Origin of the sequence: Spiroplasma sp. hy2, assembly GCF_044714365.1 — a bacterium.
Lineage (GTDB): Bacteria > Bacillota_I > Bacilli_A > Mycoplasmatales > Mycoplasmataceae > Spiroplasma > Spiroplasma phoeniceum.
Map to the genome: position 1 here is coordinate 1 of NZ_RXFZ02000180.1, position 1,970 is coordinate 1,970.

Below are 1,970 nucleotides of genomic sequence, written 5' to 3' on the forward strand. Positions count from 1 at the left end.
TTAAGATGCTGTCCTTTCTCTGAATTAATTAATAATTATGGGTTTACAAATAAAAAAACAACCCTTTAATAAGAGTTGTTTTGGCGCGTTTCGTTTTACAGTTTACATTTCAAAAGATAGAAAAGAATTAAACAAAACGAATTAAAGATTTACTGTTGAACAAGTTGAGGAAGATGAAACATATAGTCGATAATAAGAAAAAATAAGATATCTAATAATAATAAAATAGGGATAAAATTAACAAAAAGATTGGAGTGCAAATAAATGGGAACGTATATAAACATTATGGGGACATATCGTGAAATTACTTGTGATTGTGGAAAAAAATGCAACAAAATTAATGATTTAGATCCAGATTGTAAAGTATGCGATAGTTGCGAAGAATGTTGTAATTGTAATAAAAAAAAGAACGTGTCTTACAATCTGAAGAATAATTTATTTTTAAGAAAAACATAAAATTTATTGAATTTTTTTAAGATAACGATATAATTAATTATGGTTGTTTCAGTTTCAACCGCTCTTTGACTTTTAAGTACCTAAAGGATATGCAATACTTATCTACTTACAAGGCGAGTCTAAACTGGAGGTGTAAAAATGTTTGCAATAATTAAAACTGGAGGGAAACAACTTCGTGTTTCTCAAGGTGATGAAATATTTGTTGAAATGTTAAATGGTAATGAAGGTGAAAAAGTTAATTTCACTGAAGTTTTAATGATTGATGGAGAAGTAGGAACTCCTTTTATTAAAGGGGCATCAGTAACAGGAACAATTTTAAAACAAGGAAAGCAAAAGAAAATTGTTGTTTTCCATTATAAACCAAAGAAAACACAACATAAAAAATATGGGCATCGTCAGCCATATACAAAAGTTAAAATTGATCAAATTTTGTTATCAGGTTCTGCTAAAGGAACAACAACAGATGCCAAAGCTAAACCTACGGTAACAAAATCAACAACTGCTACAAAGTCAACTGTAAAACCTGTTACTGATAAAAAACCAGTAACAACAGAAAAAACAGCAACAACAAAAGCAGTTTCTTCAGGTGATAAAAAACCAGTAACGGCAAAGCCAGCAGGAAAAACAACAACTGTAGCAAAGCCAGCAACTAAAAGTTCATCAACAACATCAGCAAAAAAACCAGCATCAAAAACAAAACAAAGTGACAAGTAAAACATTATGATTAAGATTATAATTACGAAAACTGAGAAAAAAATTAAAAAAATTGAAATTACTGATCATGCTAAAGCAGCTGAATATGGTAAAGATCTTGTTTGTGCCGCAATAACAGGAATTGCAACTGGTGGTTTAAATGCAATTGATCAAATTAAACCAAATAGTTGTCAATTCATTGTTAAAGAAGGACTAATTATTATTACAGTAAAAAATAATAGTGCTGACTTACAAGTTATGTTACAAACAATTTATTATCAATTTTTAACAATTTATCAGCAATATCAAAAATTTATTAGTGTAAAGGAGGTTGAAGAATAATGATGAAGTTCGCATTAGGCTTACAGTTATTTGCTTCAAAAAAAGGAGTAGGATCGACTAAAAATGGTCGTGATTCACATTCAAAACGATTGGGTGCAAAAAGAGCTGATGGCCAAACAATTAGAGCGGGATCAATCATTTATCGTCAACGTGGAACAAAAGTTCACCCAGGAGTAAATGTTGGGCGTGGTGATGATGATACCTTATTTGCCTTAATTGATGGGATTGTTAAGTTTGAAAAATTTGGACGAAATAAAACAAAAGCATCAGTTTATCAAAAACAAGTTAAATAAATAAAAAAAATACTAATTTGTTGAAAAAAAGCTTTAATTTTGTCGAAAACTCTTGATGAAATAAAAAAAATCATCAATATGACAATTTGAAAACTAATTTTGTGTAAGATTATGATTTTGCTTTAAATTTTTTAAACGTTAAAATATAATACCGTTGATTGTTGGTTTGGTGTTAAACCTTTGTTT

The 1,970-nt window shown here is 29.0% G+C and carries 3 protein-coding genes and 1 pseudogene; all 4 read left to right on the forward strand.

Translation table 4 applies throughout. The annotated features are described in order from the left end of the window. Positions 1–264: 264 nt before the first annotated feature. The 4 genes and pseudogenes from EHV01_RS05100 to rpmA all read left to right on the forward strand — a co-directional run bounded on the left by EHV01_RS05100 (position 265) and on the right by rpmA (position 1,784). Complete coding sequence (locus tag EHV01_RS05100) at positions 265–456, forward strand: hypothetical protein (RefSeq protein ID WP_422066512.1); 192 nt, start codon at positions 265–267, stop codon at positions 454–456. A 138-nt stretch (positions 457–594) separates the two neighbouring features. Continuing rightward, positions 595–885 (forward strand): annotated as a pseudogene (gene rplU / locus EHV01_RS05105) (50S ribosomal protein L21); the annotation flags it as partial. A 291-nt stretch (positions 886–1,176) separates the two neighbouring features. Next, positions 1,177–1,491, forward strand: a complete 315-nt coding sequence (locus tag EHV01_RS05110; RefSeq protein WP_422066513.1) for a ribosomal-processing cysteine protease Prp — start codon at positions 1,177–1,179, stop codon at positions 1,489–1,491. 2 nt (positions 1,492–1,493) lie between these two features. Further along, positions 1,494–1,784, forward strand: a complete 291-nt coding sequence (gene rpmA / locus EHV01_RS05115) for a 50S ribosomal protein L27 (protein ID WP_422066514.1) — start codon at positions 1,494–1,496, stop codon at positions 1,782–1,784. Positions 1,785–1,970 lie beyond the last annotated feature (186 nt).